The organism is Streptomyces sp. NPDC050263 (assembly GCF_040655955.1).
In the GTDB taxonomy this organism is placed as follows: Bacteria; Actinomycetota; Actinomycetes; order Streptomycetales; family Streptomycetaceae; genus Streptomyces.
In genome coordinates, this window is the sequence record NZ_JBFAKW010000100.1 from 21,742 (window position 1) to 35,269 (window position 13,528).

17 protein-coding genes and 1 pseudogene are annotated in these 13,528 nt (G+C 67.5%); 17 read left to right on the top strand and 1 reads right to left on the bottom strand.

Translation table 11 applies throughout. The features are described 5' to 3' along the window. The first annotated feature begins 8 nt into the window (after nucleotides 1-8). The 14 genes and pseudogenes from rpsE to truA all read left to right on the top strand — a co-directional run bounded on the left by rpsE (nucleotide 9) and on the right by truA (nucleotide 9,501). Nucleotides 9-614, top strand: a complete 606-nt coding sequence (gene rpsE, locus AB0J04_RS33330; RefSeq protein WP_046704422.1) for a 30S ribosomal protein S5 — start codon at nucleotides 9-11, stop codon at nucleotides 612-614. Next, complete coding sequence (rpmD, locus tag AB0J04_RS33335) at nucleotides 614-796, top strand: 50S ribosomal protein L30 (protein WP_030788246.1); 183 nt, start codon at nucleotides 614-616, stop codon at nucleotides 794-796. The genes rpsE and rpmD overlap by 1 nt, the downstream gene beginning before the upstream one ends. A 2-nt stretch (nucleotides 797-798) precedes the next feature. Continuing rightward, the gene (gene rplO / locus AB0J04_RS33340) at nucleotides 799-1,254 is read left to right on the top strand and encodes a 50S ribosomal protein L15 (protein WP_363172342.1); all 456 of its coding nucleotides are present in this window, start codon (nucleotides 799-801) and stop codon (nucleotides 1,252-1,254) included. 259 nt (nucleotides 1,255-1,513) lie between these two features. Beyond that, nucleotides 1,514-2,827, top strand: a complete 1,314-nt coding sequence (gene secY / locus AB0J04_RS33345) for a preprotein translocase subunit SecY (RefSeq protein ID WP_363172343.1) — start codon at nucleotides 1,514-1,516, stop codon at nucleotides 2,825-2,827. Further along, nucleotides 2,827-3,489: an adenylate kinase gene (locus AB0J04_RS33350; protein WP_363172344.1), complete on the top strand. Its 663-nt coding sequence runs from the start codon at nucleotides 2,827-2,829 to the stop codon at nucleotides 3,487-3,489. The genes secY and AB0J04_RS33350 overlap by 1 nt, the downstream gene beginning before the upstream one ends. A 123-nt stretch (nucleotides 3,490-3,612) precedes the next feature. Next, the gene (gene map / locus AB0J04_RS33355) at nucleotides 3,613-4,449 is read left to right on the top strand and encodes a type I methionyl aminopeptidase (RefSeq protein WP_363172345.1); all 837 of its coding nucleotides are present in this window, start codon (nucleotides 3,613-3,615) and stop codon (nucleotides 4,447-4,449) included. Between the two features lie 104 nt (nucleotides 4,450-4,553). Further along, nucleotides 4,554-4,712: pseudogene (locus AB0J04_RS33360) on the top strand (type I methionyl aminopeptidase); the annotation flags it as partial. A gap of 491 nt (nucleotides 4,713-5,203) precedes the next feature. Then, on the top strand, nucleotides 5,204-5,425 hold the full coding sequence (infA, locus tag AB0J04_RS33365) for a translation initiation factor IF-1 (RefSeq protein WP_003948620.1): 222 nt from the start codon (nucleotides 5,204-5,206) through the stop codon (nucleotides 5,423-5,425). A gap of 72 nt (nucleotides 5,426-5,497) precedes the next feature. Beyond that, nucleotides 5,498-5,611 (top strand): 50S ribosomal protein L36, encoded by a 114-nt coding sequence (rpmJ, locus tag AB0J04_RS33370; protein ID WP_004984509.1) that lies wholly within the window; start codon nucleotides 5,498-5,500, stop codon nucleotides 5,609-5,611. Between the two features lie 212 nt (nucleotides 5,612-5,823). Continuing rightward, a complete protein-coding gene (gene rpsM / locus AB0J04_RS33375; RefSeq protein WP_020132619.1) occupies nucleotides 5,824-6,204 on the top strand; it encodes a 30S ribosomal protein S13 in 381 nt (126 codons plus the stop codon). Nucleotides 6,205-6,274: 70 nt separating this feature from the next. Next, nucleotides 6,275-6,679, top strand: a complete 405-nt coding sequence (rpsK, locus tag AB0J04_RS33380) for a 30S ribosomal protein S11 (protein WP_010354218.1) — start codon at nucleotides 6,275-6,277, stop codon at nucleotides 6,677-6,679. 223 nt (nucleotides 6,680-6,902) lie between these two features. Beyond that, entirely contained in the window at nucleotides 6,903-7,925 is a 1,023-nt protein-coding gene (locus AB0J04_RS33385) for a DNA-directed RNA polymerase subunit alpha (RefSeq protein ID WP_003966937.1), read from the top strand. Nucleotides 7,926-8,042: 117 nt separating this feature from the next. Then, nucleotides 8,043-8,555, top strand: a complete 513-nt coding sequence (rplQ, locus tag AB0J04_RS33390; protein WP_363172346.1) for a 50S ribosomal protein L17 — start codon at nucleotides 8,043-8,045, stop codon at nucleotides 8,553-8,555. Nucleotides 8,556-8,643: 88 nt separating this feature from the next. Then, nucleotides 8,644-9,501 (top strand): tRNA pseudouridine(38-40) synthase TruA, encoded by an 858-nt coding sequence (gene truA / locus AB0J04_RS33395; RefSeq protein ID WP_363172347.1) that lies wholly within the window; start codon nucleotides 8,644-8,646, stop codon nucleotides 9,499-9,501. A 22-nt stretch (nucleotides 9,502-9,523) separates the two neighbouring features. Here the strand turns inward: truA and AB0J04_RS33400 are convergent, their stop codons facing one another. Continuing rightward, complete coding sequence (locus tag AB0J04_RS33400; protein WP_363172348.1) at nucleotides 9,524-10,399, bottom strand: hypothetical protein; 876 nt, start codon at nucleotides 10,397-10,399, stop codon at nucleotides 9,524-9,526. 396 nt (nucleotides 10,400-10,795) lie between these two features. Between AB0J04_RS33400 and rplM the strand changes: the two genes are divergently transcribed. The 3 genes from rplM (at nucleotide 10,796) to glmM (ending at nucleotide 13,440) form a co-directional block, all read left to right on the top strand. After that, nucleotides 10,796-11,239: a 50S ribosomal protein L13 gene (gene rplM, locus AB0J04_RS33405; protein ID WP_351903755.1), complete on the top strand. Its 444-nt coding sequence runs from the start codon at nucleotides 10,796-10,798 to the stop codon at nucleotides 11,237-11,239. Between the two features lie 42 nt (nucleotides 11,240-11,281). Further along, nucleotides 11,282-11,803: a 30S ribosomal protein S9 gene (gene rpsI, locus AB0J04_RS33410; RefSeq protein ID WP_351903752.1), complete on the top strand. Its 522-nt coding sequence runs from the start codon at nucleotides 11,282-11,284 to the stop codon at nucleotides 11,801-11,803. Between the two features lie 278 nt (nucleotides 11,804-12,081). Further along, a complete protein-coding gene (glmM, locus tag AB0J04_RS33415) occupies nucleotides 12,082-13,440 on the top strand; it encodes a phosphoglucosamine mutase (protein WP_363172349.1) in 1,359 nt (452 codons plus the stop codon). Nucleotides 13,441-13,528 lie beyond the last annotated feature (88 nt).

The window sequence follows — 13,528 nt, forward strand, 5'->3', positions numbered from 1 at the left end:
TAATTCCAATGGCTGGACCCCAGCGCCGCGGTGGCGGTGCCGGTGGCGGCGAGCGGCGGGACCGGAAGGGCCGTGACGGCGGCGCAGCTGCCGCCGAGAAGACCGCGTACGTTGAGCGCGTTGTCGCGATCAACCGCGTCGCCAAGGTTGTGAAGGGTGGTCGTCGCTTCAGCTTCACCGCGCTGGTCGTGGTGGGCGATGGTGACGGCACCGTGGGTGTCGGTTACGGCAAGGCCAAGGAGGTGCCGGCCGCGATCGCCAAGGGTGTTGAAGAGGCCAAGAAGCACTTCTTCAAGGTCCCCCGTATCCAGGGCACCATCCCGCACCCGATCACGGGCGAGAAGGCCGCGGGCGTCGTCCTGCTCAAGCCTGCTTCCCCCGGTACCGGCGTTATCGCCGGTGGCCCGGTGCGTGCTGTGCTCGAGTGCGCCGGCGTTCACGACATCCTGTCGAAGTCGCTCGGCTCGTCCAACGCGATCAACATCGTGCACGCGACCGTGGAGGCCCTGAAGGGCCTGCAGCGTCCCGAGGAGATCGCGGCCCGCCGCGGTCTGCCCCTCGAGGACGTCGCTCCCGCGGCTCTGCTTCGTGCGCGTGCCGGGGCTGGTGCGTAATGGCTCAGCTCAAGATCACGCAGACGAAGTCGTACATCGGCAGCAAGCAGAACCACCGTGACACCCTTCGTTCGCTCGGGCTCAAGCGCCTGAACGACGTGGTCGTCAAGGAGGATCGTCCCGAGTTCCGCGGCATGGTGCACACCGTCCGCCACCTCGTGACGGTCGAGGAGGTCGACTGATCATGGCGGAGAACAACCCGCTCAAGATCCACAACCTCCGTCCCGCCCCGGGCGCCAAGACCGCCAAGACCCGTGTGGGTCGTGGTGAGGCGTCGAAGGGTAAGACGGCCGGTCGTGGTACCAAGGGCACGAAGGCCCGTTACCAGGTTCCGGAGCGCTTCGAGGGTGGGCAGATGCCCCTCCACATGCGTCTTCCGAAGCTGAAGGGCTTCAAGAACCCGTTCAAGACCGAGTTCCAGGTCGTGAACCTCGAGAAGCTGGCCGCGCTGTACCCGGAGGGTGGCGAGGTCACCGTCGAGGGTCTCGTCGCCAAGGGCGCCGTTCGCAAGAACAGCCTCGTCAAGGTCCTCGGCCAGGGCGAGATCTCCGTGGCGCTGCAGGTGGCGGTCGACGCCGTCTCCGGCTCCGCCAAGGAGAAGATCACCGCCGCCGGCGGTACCGTCACCGAGCTCATCTGAATATCTCAGGCGACTCGATGACATGAGCGATCCCGACCGGGGATACCCCACAAATGGGGTATCCCCGGTTGGTCGTTCCTAGGGCGGCTATGTCGCGGGTAAGGTGACCTGCACTGCCCACTTTTCACAAGGTTCTCTCAAGAGGGCACCTTGAGCGGCAGTCGGCCGTTACTCATGTCGTTGCTCTTAGTCGTTGTTCTTATTGGACCCTCAAGACCGTCACCCTTGACGCAGATGCGCGGGGGTCGCAGGAGGCACCGTGCTCACCGCGTTCGCCCGGGCGTTCAAGACGCCCGACCTGCGCAAGAAGCTGCTCATCACGCTCGGGATCATCGTGATCTACCGGGTCGGCACGCACATTCCGATCCCCGGTGTCGACTACACGTCCGTCCAGCGGTGTGTGGACGAGGCGTCCGGCAACCAGGGCCTCTTCGGTCTGGTGAACATGTTCAGCGGCGGTGCGCTGCTGCAGATCACCATCTTCGCGCTGGGCATCATGCCGTACATCACGGCGAGCATCATCCTTCAGCTGCTCACCGTGGTCATCCCGCGTCTGGAAGCCCTGAAGAAGGAGGGCTCGGCCGGCACGGCGAAGATCACGCAGTACACGCGTTACCTCACCGTGGCGCTCGCCATCCTGCAGGGCACCGGCCTCGTGGCCACCGCCCGCAGCGGTGCCCTGTTCTCCGGTTGCACGGTCGCGTCGAGCATCGTCCCGGACCGCGCGATCTTCACCACCATCACCATGGTCATCTGCATGACCGCCGGCACCGCCATGGTCATGTGGCTCGGTGAGATCATCACCGACCGCGGCATCGGCAACGGCATGTCGATCCTCATGTTCATCTCGATCGCCGCGACCTTCCCCTCGGCCCTGTGGGCCATCAAGAAGCAGGGCACGCTGGCGGGCGGCTGGATCGAGTTCGGCACGGTCATCCTGGTCGGCCTGGTCATGGTCGGCCTGGTGGTCTTCGTCGAGCAGGCCCAGCGCCGGATCCCCGTGCAGTACGCGAAGCGGATGATCGGCCGCCGGTCCTACGGCGGTACCTCTACGTACATCCCGCTCAAGGTGAACCAGGCCGGTGTGATCCCGGTCATCTTCGCTTCTTCGCTGCTCTACATCCCGGCTCTCGTCGCCCAGTTCTCCGGCGGTCAGTCCAGCTGGAAGACCTGGATCGAGACCAACCTGACCAAGGGTGACCACCCGATCTACATCAGCATGTACTTCTTGCTGATCGTTTTCTTCGCGTTCTTCTATGTGGCGATCTCCTTCAACCCCGAGGAAGTCGCCGACAACATGAAGAAGTATGGTGGCTTCATCCCGGGCATCCGGGCTGGCCGACCGACCGCTGAGTACCTGTCGTACGTACTCAACCGGATCACCTGGCCGGGTTCGCTGTATCTGGGTCTGATCGCTCTTGTACCGACGATGGCGTTGGTTGGCTTCGGGGCAAGCCAGAACTTCCCGTTCGGTGGTACCAGCATCCTGATCATCGTGGGTGTCGGTCTCGAGACGGTGAAGCAGATCGAGAGCCAGCTCCAGCAGCGCAATTACGAAGGGTTCCTCCGCTGATGCGTATCGTCCTCGTCGGGCCGCCGGGCGCCGGAAAGGGAACGCAGGCCACACGTCTGGCCGAGAAGCTGCGCGTTCCGCACATCTCCACGGGCGACCTGTTCCGCGCCAACATCAGCCAGCAGACGGAACTCGGGAAACTCGCGAAGTCCTACATGGACGCCGGCAACCTCGTCCCCGACGAGGTCACCATCGCCATGGCCAAGGACCGCATGGAGCAGCCGGACGCCGAGCGCGGCTTCCTGCTGGACGGCTTCCCGCGCAACGTCTCGCAGGCCGAGGCGCTGGACGAGCTCCTCACCACCGAGGGCATCAAGCTGGACGCGGTACTGGACCTGGAGGCCCCGGAGGAGGAGGTCGTCAAGCGGATCGCCGGCCGGCGCATCTGCCGTAACGACTCCTCGCACGTCTTCCACGTGACGTACAAGAAGCCGGCGCAGGACGACGTCTGTGACGTCTGCGGCGGCGAGCTGTACCAGCGGGACGACGACACCGAGGAAACGGTCCGCACGCGGCTCGAGGTCTACCACACGCAGACCGAGCCGATCATCGATTACTACAAGGCGCAGGGCCTGGTCGTGACCATCGAGGCCATGGGCCCGGTGGACGAGGTCACCGGCCGTGCGCTGGCGGCGCTGAAGCGCGAGGGCGACGACCAGTAGTCGTCGGCCAGGTACGGCCGTGGAGTCCTTCCGGACACCACGGCCGTACTGTTGTGTACGTACGTCATCACGTGACCCACCACATAACCGACCGACCTGAGTGACGGAGAGCGCAGGCCCCCCATGGTGCAGATCAAGAGCCCCGAGCAGATCGCCAAGATGCGGGTGGCGGGGCTGGTCGTAGCCGCCATCCACGCGGCCACGCGCGAAGCGGCGGTGCCGGGGGCGACGACCAAGGACCTCGACGAGGTCGCCCGCAAGGTCCTCGCGGAACACGGCGCGAAGTCGAACTTCCTCGGGTACGGCGGGTTCCCGGCCACGATCTGCACGTCCGTGAACGACGTGGTGGTGCACGGCATCCCGTCCGACGAGGTCGTCCTCAAGGACGGGGACATCATCTCCATCGACTGCGGCGCGATCGTGGACGGCTGGCACGGCGACGCGGCGTACACGGCGTTCGTCGGCTCCGGCCACGCTCCGGAGCTGGTCGAGCTCTCCCGGGTGACCGAGGAGTCCATGTGGGCCGGGATCGCCGCCATGAAGCAGGGCAGCCGGCTGGTGGACGTCTCCCGGGCCATCGAGACGTACATCCGCCGCCAGCCGAAGCCCGGCGGCGGCCGCTACGGCATCATCGAGGACTACGGTGGCCACGGCATCGGCACCGAGATGCACATGGACCCCCACCTCCTGAACTACGTCGACCGCAAGCGCGGCAAGGGCCCGAAGCTGATCCCGGGCTTCTGCCTGGCGATCGAGCCGATGGTGTCCCTCGGCACGCCCCGCACCGAGGTCCTCGAGGACGACTGGACGGTCATCACGACGGACGGCACGTGGTCGTCGCACTGGGAGCACTCGGTCGCGTTGACGGAGGCGGGCCCGCTGGTGCTGACGGCGCCTGACGGCGGCAGGGCGAAGCTGGCGGAGCACGGGGTTACGGCGGCGCCGGATCCGTTGGGCTGACGAAGGCCTGGGCTCACGCCGCCGGTCGGAGGCCGGCGCAGCCGTTCGAAGCTTGTGAGGCGCCCCAGGCGCCGAGCCCGCGAGAGGGGCGTCGGGGATTGGTCGACTGGACGGTCATCACGACGGACGGCACGTGGTCGTCGCACTGGGAGCACTCGGTCGCGTTGACGGAGGCGGGCCCGCTGGTGCTGACGGCGCCTGACGGCGGCAGGGCGAAGCTGGCGGAGCACGGGGTTACGGCGGCGCCGGATCCGTTGGGCTGACGAAGGCCTGGGCTCACGCCGCCGGTCGGAGGCCGGCGCAGCCGTTCGAAGCTTGTGAGGCGCCCCAGGCGCCGAGCCCGCGAGAGGGGCGTCGGGGATTGGTCGGGGGCAAGGCGAAGCTGGCGGAACACGGGGTCGTGGCGGCGCCGGATCCGTTGGGCTGAGGCCTCTCCGTCCCGTCTCTGGGGGCTGCGCCCCCAGGCCCGCTTCGCTCCCGCCGCCCCTTCCCGTCCCGTTCCTGGGGGCTGTGCCCCCAGACCCCCTTATCGGCCTGGACGGCCTCGTCCTCAAGCACCGGACGGGCTGAGTGCGCTGGGTCCGGGCTGAGTGTGGGCTTAAGGATCTCCCTCGTGGGGCAGGCTCTTTCGATTCGTCTTTCCGGGTGCGCTGACGTAGACTGACTCGTCGGCTCTCGTGCACCCGCATGTCCGCATGCGCCCTTTGGGGAAAGCGTGGGAGTCGATCAAGGTAGTCGATTCGAAGGGCGAAGCGTGGCCAAGAAGCAAGGTGCCATCGAGATCGAGGGCACTGTCGTCGAGTCTCTTCCGAACGCCATGTTCAAGGTCGAGCTCCAGAACGGCCACCAGGTCCTGGCGCACATCAGCGGCAAGATGCGTATGCACTACATCCGTATCCTCCCTGACGACCGGGTCGTGGTGGAGCTGTCTCCGTACGACCTGACGCGTGGCCGGATCGTCTACCGGTACAAGTAGATCTTGCCCAGGCCCTGTGCGCTCTCTTGTGCGCGGGGTGGCCGGCAACTGACCCGGAGAACCTCACATCCCATGAAGGTCAAGCCGAGCGTCAAGAAGATCTGCGACAAGTGCAGGGTGATCCGCCGTCACGGTCGGGTCATGATCATTTGCGAGAACCCGCGCCACAAGCAGCGCCAGGGCTGATCGCAGACAGATCTACCCTCTGCATCGATATCGCAGAGACTTCGCGCGACGCGAGCTGAATTTGTTCATACGCAGGACCCAGGTGCTTTTTCGTGCCTGATACCCCCGGCTCGGAGGCCGGGGACCCAGTCCGTACCAAATCCCCGTAGGGGAGGACGGCGGCTGGGAGGCGGTTCTGTGGAAGACCTCCGAAGATCAACTGGAGCCATTGAATGGCACGCGTTTCCGGTGTCGACATCCCGCGCGAAAAGCGTGTGGAGGTCGCCCTCACCTACGTGTTCGGCATCGGCCGGACCCTCTCCCAGGAGACGCTGGCAGCGACCGGCGTCGACCCGAACACCCGCGTTCGCGACCTCTCCGAGGAGCAGCTCGTCGCGATCCGCGAGTACGTGGACGCCAACATCAAGACCGAGGGTGACCTCCGTCGCGAGATCCAGGCCGACATCCGCCGCAAGGTCGAGATCGGCTGCTACCAGGGTCTCCGTCACCGTCGTGGTCTGCCCGTCCGCGGTCAGCGCACCAGCACGAACGCTCGTACCCGCAAGGGCCCGCGTCGCGCCATCGCCGGCAAGAAGAAGCCGGGCAAGAAGTAGTCCTCAGCGGACAACGCTTCATCAGCGGTCTTCGCTGTAGGACCGACCACCTCCCCGTAGGAGTTTGTAGATGCCCCCCAAGGGTCGTCAGGGCGCTGCCAAGAAGGTGCGCCGCAAGGAAAAGAAGAACGTCGCGCACGGCCAGGCGCACATCAAGAGCACGTTCAACAACACGATCGTGTCCATCACGGACCCGGCCGGAAACGTGATCTCGTGGGCCTCCGCCGGCCACGTCGGTTTCAAGGGCTCGCGCAAGTCCACGCCGTTCGCCGCGCAGATGGCCGCCGAGTCGGCTGCCCGTCGCGCGCAGGAGCACGGTATGCGCAAGGTCGACGTCTTCGTCAAGGGCCCGGGCGCCGGTCGTGAGACCGCCATCCGCTCCCTGCAGGCCACAGGCCTCGAGGTCGGCTCCATCCAGGACGTCACCCCGACCCCGCACAACGGCTGCCGTCCGCCCAAGCGTCGCCGCGTCTGACGCACGGGGCCACGACGGTTCGGCTTCCGGCTGGGGGAGTGGGGGTTGTCCCCCACATGTCGCAGCACGGCTGCCGTCCGCCCAAGCGTCGCCGCGTCTGACGCACGGCTGCTTGTCGGGCTGAGGATTTCGGGCGGTACGGCTCTTTCGGGTCGTATCGCCCGTACTCTTGTCACGTATCAGGACGTCAAATAGCGGGCGTCCCTGACAGAAGGATCGCAACATGCTGATCGCTCAGCGTCCCTCGTTGACCGAAGAGGTCGTCGACGAGTTCCGCTCCCGGTTCGTGATCGAGCCGCTGGAGCCGGGCTTCGGCTACACCCTCGGCAACTCCCTCCGCCGTACCCTCCTCTCCTCGATCCCCGGCGCCGCTGTCACCAGCATCCGGATCGACGGCGTGCTGCACGAGTTCACCACCGTGCCGGGCGTCAAGGAGGACGTCACCGACCTGATCCTCAACATCAAGCAGCTGGTCGTGTCGTCCGAGCACGACGAGCCCGTTGTGATGTACCTGCGCAAGCAGGGTCCGGGTCTGGTCACCGCCGCCGACATCGCGCCTCCGGCCGGTGTCGAGGTCCACAACCCCGACCTCGTCCTCGCCACGCTCAACGGCAAGGGCAAGCTGGAGATGGAGCTGACCGTCGAGCGCGGTCGCGGTTACGTCTCCGCCGTGCAGAACAAGCAGGTGGGCCAGGAGATCGGGCGTATTCCGGTCGACTCCATCTACTCGCCGGTGCTCAAGGTCACGTACAAGGTCGAGGCGACCCGTGTCGAGCAGCGCACCGACTTCGACAAGCTGATCGTCGACGTCGAGACCAAGCAGGCGATGCGTCCGCGTGACGCCATGGCCTCCGCCGGCAAGACGCTGGTCGAGCTGTTCGGGCTCGCCCGCGAGCTCAACATCGACGCCGAGGGCATCGACATGGGCCCGTCCCCCACGGACGCCGCCCTCGCCGCCGATCTCGCCCTGCCGATCGAGGAGCTCGAGCTCACCGTCCGTTCGTACAACTGCCTCAAGCGCGAGGGCATCCACTCCGTGGGTGAGCTCGTGGCTCGTTCCGAGGCCGACCTGCTCGACATCCGCAACTTCGGTGCGAAGTCGATCGACGAGGTCAAGGCGAAGCTGGCCGGCATGGGCCTGGCCCTGAAGGACAGCCCGCCCGGATTCGACCCGACGGCCGCTGCCGACGCGTTCGGCGCGGACGACGACGCGGACGCGGGTTTCGTGGAGACCGAGCAGTACTGATCTCCACCGCCTCCGGGGTTCGCGTCAGCGGACCCCGGATCTCCGACAGGTAACCGCCTGCTCGGATACTGACCTCGGTACCTGATACGGCCGGGGCAGACACCTAGGAGAGACATCATGCCGAAGCCCACCAAGGGTGCCCGTATGGGCGGCAGCGCCGCGCACGAGAAGCTGCTCCTCGCGAACCTCGCGAAGGCGCTGTTCGAGCACGGTCGCATCACCACCACGGAGTCGAAGGCGCGCAAGCTGCGCCCGTACGCCGAGCGTCTGGTCACCAAGGCGAAGAAGGGCGACCTTCACAACCGCCGTCAGGTGCTCCAGGTGATCACGGACAAGAGCATCGTGCACACGCTCTTCACCGAGATCGGCCCGCGCTACGAGAACCGTCCGGGTGGCTACACCCGCATCACCAAGATCGGTAACCGTCGTGGCGACAACGCGCCCATGGCTGTCATCGAGCTGGTCGAGGCGCTGACGGTCGCGCAGCAGGCCACGGGTGAGGCCGAGGCTGCCACCAAGCGTGCGGTCAAGGAAGACGCCCTCAAGAAGGACGAGGTCGTCGAGGACGCCAAGCCCGCCGCCGAAGAGGTCGCGGACGAGGCTCCGGCCGAGGAGTCCAAGGACGCCTGAGGCTCTGCCTTGCAGTGAACGGGTCCGCCCCCTCGGGGCGGGCCCGTTCCGCGTTCTCCGCAGGATGCAGGCTTGAGAGGATCTAGGGGTGAGTGACGAAGTGCAGCCCGGGTTCGTACGGGTGCGGATGGACCTGTCGTACGACGGGAGCGGGTTCTCCGGGTGGGCCAAGCAGGCCGGTGGGCGGCGGACCGTGCAGGGGGAGATCGAGGACGCCCTGCGGACCGTCACACGGTCGAAGGACACGACGTACGAGCTGACCGTGGCCGGGCGGACGGACGCCGGCGTGCACGCGCGCGGGCAGGTGGCGCACGTCGATCTGCCGGAGGGGCTCTGGGCCGAGCACCGGGAGAAGCTGCTCAAGCGGCTGGCCGGGCGGCTCGCCAAGGATGTCCGTATCTGGTCCCTCACCGAGGCCCCGGCCGGGTTCAACGCGCGGTTCTCGGCGATCTGGCGGCGGTACGCGTACCGGGTCACCGACGATCCGGGCGGTGTCGATCCGCTGCTGCGCAGTCACGTCCTCTGGCACGACTGGCCCCTCGACGTCGACGCCATGAACGAGGCGGCGCGCAGGCTGCTCGGCGAGCACGACTTCGCGGCCTACTGCAAGCGGCGGGAGGGAGCGACCACCATCCGTACGCTGCAGGAGCTGAGTCTCGTGCGTGGGGAGGACGGCGTGATCACTGCCACCGTGCGGGCCGATGCCTTCTGCCACAACATGGTGCGGTCGTTGATCGGCGCGCTGCTGTTCGTGGGGGACGGGCACCGGGGGGACGAGTGGCCCGGGAAGGTGCTCGCCGCCGGGGTGCGGGACTCCGCCGTGCATGTCGTCCGGCCGCACGGGCTGACGCTGGAGGAGGTCGGCTATCCGGCCGACGAGCTGCTCGCCGCGCGCAACAAGGAGGCGCGCAACAAGCGGACGCTGCCGGGGGCCGGCTGCTGCTGAGCCGACCCCGGGAGGGGAGGCGTCAGCTGTTGGCGGCCGCGGACGCCTGGGCCTCGCCGCGGCGGCGGATCTGCTGGAACGCGAACTCGGCGAGGTCGTCACCCGCGGTGAAGACGGCCGTGTCCTTCGTGGTCACGTCCTTGCCGTTCGCGAAGCCGGTGATCGTGAAGTAGGCGTACCGGCCGTAGGAGTTGGTCGTCGAGCGGCAGATCGCGCCGTTGCAGAAGGCCTTGACGTCCCCGCCGGTGAGGGCCTTGACGATGCTCTTGTCGTCGGACTGGCTCTTGACCTTGAGGGCCTGGGCCTCGGTGTCGAAGACGGCCACGCCGACCGTGGTCGCGATGCCGTCCTTGGTGTAGGTGACCCGCATGATGCGGGTGCAGCCGTTGGCGGTGAGGACGTTCGGCAGGGTGCCCGCGGCGCCCGTCGTGCACGTGGTGCTGTCGGCCTTCGGGCCCTTCTTGTACACGGCCGTGCCCATGGTCAGCTGGGTGCCGGGGAAGAGCAGGTCAGGGCCGTTGGGGGCGGTGTCCTTGGCCTTGCTGGAGACGAACTCCTTCGGGTCCAGCGGGGGCGGGGCGCTGGTCGGCGCGAAGGACGGGGTGGTGGACGCGCTGGGCAGATCGGCGGTCGCGGGCAGTGAGGACGTCGGCTTGTTCGCCTCGTCGCTGCCGTTCGCCGAGACCACGGCCATGGCCACGGCGGTGCCGATGGCGATCGTGGCGAGCGCGCCCCCGCCTATGAAGAACACCCGGCGGCGCTTGTTGCGCGTCTCGGATGCCTCGGCGAGCGCGGCCCAGTCCGGGGTCCGGCCGTCGTCGCCGGTGGTCCACGGCTGCTGGGAGTTCGGTTTCCACGGATCCCACTGGGACTGAGGTCCCCCCTGCCCATAGCTCATGGGGCGCATCTTAGACGGGCATCGGCGTGTCGTGTTGCGCGCCAACAGGCGCTGGAGCCCCCGGCGTTCCGGGCGTGAGTGCGGGCAAAAACGACATCTCCGGGTGGTTGGTGCGGCGTTTCCCCAGGCCGCCGTCCGGCGTGTGGCGCGGGCCACTCCGGAAGGCCGTTTCCGGTGGTCGCCGGGCTCGTTTTGACCCGACCCCCGAGACGCGGGTATTCTGCTTCTTCGTTGTGTATTGGCTTGCCTTCTCACGGGACGGGCCCTTACACCGGTCCACCGGGCCGATGACCAGCGACCAGCACGCGGTATGCGTCACCGCAGTGCGGTCAGGGCTGTCGATCGTCTTCGGTGACCTGTCAGGACCATTCACTGAAGAAGCGAAGGCTACGAACCGTGCGTACGTACAGCCCCAAGCCCGGCGATGTGACGCGCCAGTGGCACGTCATCGACGCTCAGGACATCGTCCTGGGCCGTCTCGCCACCACTGCCGCCTCCCTTCTGCGGGGCAAGCACAAGCCGATCTACGCGCCCCACGTCGACACCGGTGACTTCGTCATCATCATCAACGCCGACAAGGTGCACCTCTCCGGCAACAAGCGGACCCAGAAGATGGCCTACCGCCACTCCGGGTACCCGGGTGGTCTGCGCGCCGTGCGCTATGACGACCTGCTGACGAACAACCCCGAGAAGGCCGTCGAGAAGGCCGTCAAGGGCATGCTCCCCAAGAACACGCTCGGCCGTCAGATGCTCTCGAAGCTGAAGGTCTACAGGGGTGACGTGCACCCGCACGCGGCACAGCAGCCTGTGCCGTTCGAGATCACCCAGGTCGCGCAGTAATTCCGGCCACACCCCCAAGCTGAAGAGAATCTGAGGAGAACCGTGGCCGAGACCACTGCCGAGCAGCCGCTCGAAGAGACCGAGCTCGTCGACATCGACAGCTACACCACCGAGTCCGAGGTCCCCGTCGAGGGTGAGTACACCTCGGAGTCCCTGGCCTCCCGCTTCGGCGAGCCCCAGCCGGCCGCCGGCCTGGGCCGTCGCAAGAACGCCATCGCCCGCGTCCGGATCGTTCCGGGCTCCGGGAAGTGGAAGATCAACGGTCGCACCCTCGAGGACTACTTCCCGAACAAGGTGCACCAGCAGGAAGTCAACGAGCCGTTCAAGGTCCTCGAGCTCGAGGGTCGCTACGACGTCGTCGCCCGGATCTCCGGCGGCGGTGTCTCGGGTCAGGCCGGTGCGCTCCGTCTCGGTGTCGCCCGCGCGCTGAACGAGGCCGACGTGGACAACAACCGCGGCGCCCTCAAGAAGGCCGGCTTCCTCACGCGTGACGACCGTGCGGTCGAGCGCAAGAAGGCCGGTCTCAAGAAGGCCCGCAAGGCCCCGCAGTACAGCAAGCGTTAAGCTTCGCTGCCTGCTCGTACGTATACCGGGTCGGGCCGGTTCGGTCCGACCCCACGTACTCCGAACGCCCCGGCGGCACGCCACAGTGTCGCCGGGGCGTTCGTTTTATCGCAGTTCTGGGCGTATAACGGCACAAGGTGCTCAAAGGCTTGTGTGATCGGATGTTCAGGGCATGCAATGCCTGAATGCGGAACGCCGGGACGCGGGAGCCGCCGACCGGCCGGCCATCCGGCGCGCCCCGCACGGCTTTTGAAACTGACGCTTCCTCAGGAGGACAAGTGGGACGACTCTTCGGCACGGACGGCGTGCGCGGTGTCGCCAACGCGGATCTGACGGCGGAGATGGCGCTCGGCCTGTCCGTCGCCGCGGCGCACGTGCTGGCCGAGGCGGGCACGTTCGAGGGCCACCGGCCGGTGGCCGTCGTCGGACGGGACCCGCGTGCGTCCGGGGAGTTCCTGGAGGCCGCCGTGGTGGCCGGCCTGGCGAGTGCGGGCGTCGACGTGCTGAAGGTCGGCGTGCTGCCGACGCCCGCCGTCGCGTACCTCACCGGTGTGCTCGGCGCGGACCTCGGCGTGATGCTCTCCGCCAGCCACAACGCCATGCCCGACAACGGCGTCAAGTTCTTCGCCCGCGGCGGCCACAAGCTCGCCGACGACCTCGAGGACCGCATCGAGTCCGTCTACGAGGAGCACCGCACCGGCGCGCCCTGGGAGCGGCCGACCGGCAGCGGCGTCGGACGCGTCCGCTCGTACGACGAAGGGTTCGACCGCTACGTCGCCCACCTCATCGCCGTCCTGCCGAACCGGCTGGACGGGCTGAAGGTCGTCCTCGACGAGGCGCACGGCGCTGCCGCGTGGGTGTCGCCCGAGGCGTTCACCCGGGCCGGCGCGGAGATCGTCACCATCGGCGCCGAGCCGGACGGACTCAACATCAACGACGGCTGCGGGTCCACGCACCTCGACAAGCTGAAGGACGCGGTCATCGAGCACGGGGCCGCCTTCGGCATCGCGCACGACGGCGACGCGGACCGGTGCCTCGCGGTGGACCACACCGGCGAGGAGATCGACGGCGACCAGATCCTCTCCGTGCTGGCGCTGGCCATGCGGGAGCGGGGCGTGCTGCGCTCGGACACCGTTGTCGCGACCGTCATGTCCAACCTCGGCTTCAAGCTGGCCATGGAGCGCGAGGGGATCCAGCTCGTGCAGGCCGCCGTCGGCGACCGGTATGTGCTGGAGGAGATGAAGGAGCACGGGTACGCGCTGGGCGGCGAGCAGTCCGGGCACGTGATCATCCTCGATCACGCGACGACCGGTGACGGCACGCTGACGGGTCTGATGCTGGCGGCGCGGGTCGCCGAGACCGGGAAGTCGCTGCGGGAGCTGGCGTCCGTGATGGAGCGGCTGCCTCAGGTGCTGATCAATGTGCCTGACGTCGATCGGTCCCGGGTGGGGGAGTCGGCGGAGCTCGCCGTTGCCGTTGCCGAGGCGGAGCGGGAGCTCGGCGCCACCGGGCGGGTGCTGCTTCGGCCTTCCGGGACCGAGCCGTTGGTGCGGGTGATGGTCGAGGCTGCGGACATCGAGCAGGCGCGGTCTGTGGCGGGGCGGTTGGCGGATGTGGTGAAGTCCGCGTTGGGCTAGGGGGCTTCTGATGGATCTCCGCGGCGTCGCGACGCCCGGCACGCACTCTCGCCGCACCGGGCGAAAGCCCTAGTAGCTCCGCTACGAG

What these genes read in the sequence shown, in the direction of transcription:
- rpsE (WP_046704422.1), top strand. Translation starts at nt 9, where the DNA reads ATGGCTGGACCCCAGCGCCGCGGTGGCGGTGCCGGTGGCGGCGAGCGG.
- rpmD (WP_030788246.1), top strand. Translation starts at nt 614, where the DNA reads ATGGCTCAGCTCAAGATCACGCAGACGAAGTCGTACATCGGCAGCAAG.
- rplO (WP_363172342.1), top strand. Translation starts at nt 799, where the DNA reads ATGGCGGAGAACAACCCGCTCAAGATCCACAACCTCCGTCCCGCCCCG.
- AB0J04_RS33350 (WP_363172344.1), top strand. Translation starts at nt 2,827, where the DNA reads ATGCGTATCGTCCTCGTCGGGCCGCCGGGCGCCGGAAAGGGAACGCAG.
- map (WP_363172345.1), top strand. Translation starts at nt 3,613, where the DNA reads ATGGTGCAGATCAAGAGCCCCGAGCAGATCGCCAAGATGCGGGTGGCG.
- rpmJ (WP_004984509.1), top strand. Translation starts at nt 5,498, where the DNA reads ATGAAGGTCAAGCCGAGCGTCAAGAAGATCTGCGACAAGTGCAGGGTG.
- rpsM (WP_020132619.1), top strand. Translation starts at nt 5,824, where the DNA reads ATGGCACGCGTTTCCGGTGTCGACATCCCGCGCGAAAAGCGTGTGGAG.
- rpsK (WP_010354218.1), top strand. Translation starts at nt 6,275, where the DNA reads ATGCCCCCCAAGGGTCGTCAGGGCGCTGCCAAGAAGGTGCGCCGCAAG.
- AB0J04_RS33385 (WP_003966937.1), top strand. Translation starts at nt 6,903, where the DNA reads ATGCTGATCGCTCAGCGTCCCTCGTTGACCGAAGAGGTCGTCGACGAG.
- rplQ (WP_363172346.1), top strand. Translation starts at nt 8,043, where the DNA reads ATGCCGAAGCCCACCAAGGGTGCCCGTATGGGCGGCAGCGCCGCGCAC.
- AB0J04_RS33400 (WP_363172348.1), bottom strand. Translation starts at nt 10,399, where the DNA reads ATGAGCTATGGGCAGGGGGGACCTCAGTCCCAGTGGGATCCGTGGAAA.